Genomic DNA, 763 nt, shown 5'->3' on the forward strand with positions numbered 1-763 from the left:
AGAGTTAAGTGTGATTCCAAAAGATAGCCCTTATCCGCTGCTTTTTAAAACCAGCTACCGAAGGTTTAGTGCAACACGGCACAGGCTTTAGTCTCGGCTATGCCTCACCATAGCCTGTACTAACCGTTGTGCGTAAGCGAAATCATAAATAATGAAATAGATGAAAATTTTACTTGTTCTTATACTATCCTTTTTCTCGCTAAGTGCTTTCTGCCAGAACGGACAAGTCACAGGACAAATAGCTTTGCAGGAATCATCAATGGAGTTTAAATATCTAAAGGTAGTTCTGCAAAAAAGTGAATCAACAATAAAAGTTACCATACCAGACAGTAGCGGTTACTTTGCTTTAAAAGATGTTCCAGCAGGAAGCTATACTTTGGTCATAAGCCAGCTTGGGTTCAGAGACGCAGTTACGGATAGTGTGGGCGTTTCGGATGGTACAACTACAACACTTAATCTGCCATATCCTCCGCCCTGCAAGTTCACATATGAAAAGGGACAGAAGCCAAAGTGCATTGGCGGACATATTGACGGAATCATACCTATAGCTTATGGACTGCCCACTAAGAAGACGATGAAAAAGGCAGAAAAAGGACTGGTGCATTTAGCAGGTTGCATAGTGACAGACTGTGACCCACAGTACTACTGCAAAATTCATAACAGAGAACTATAAAGAACACCTGCGCACAACAACTAAGGCTTCGTTGGGTACGGAGTGCCGACAATGAAGCCGCGGTTGCACTAACCGTGCGACGCGCTATGG

1 protein-coding gene is annotated in these 763 nt (G+C 43.4%); it reads left to right on the forward strand.

The features are described from left to right. Positions 1-160 precede the first annotated feature (160 nt). Positions 161-673, forward strand: coding sequence for a carboxypeptidase-like regulatory domain-containing protein (locus Q1A54_RS20305; RefSeq protein WP_299991874.1), 513 nt, complete (start codon positions 161-163; stop codon positions 671-673). Positions 674-763: the final 90 nt, after the last annotated feature.

This window comes from uncultured Pontibacter sp., assembly GCF_947502515.1.
Taxonomy (GTDB): Bacteria; Bacteroidota; Bacteroidia; order Cytophagales; family Hymenobacteraceae; genus Pontibacter.

Excerpts from the sequence above, each read along its gene's own strand:
- Q1A54_RS20305 (WP_299991874.1), top strand. The coding sequence starts at position 161 with ATGAAAATTTTACTTGTTCTTATACTATCCTTTTTCTCGCTAAGTGCT.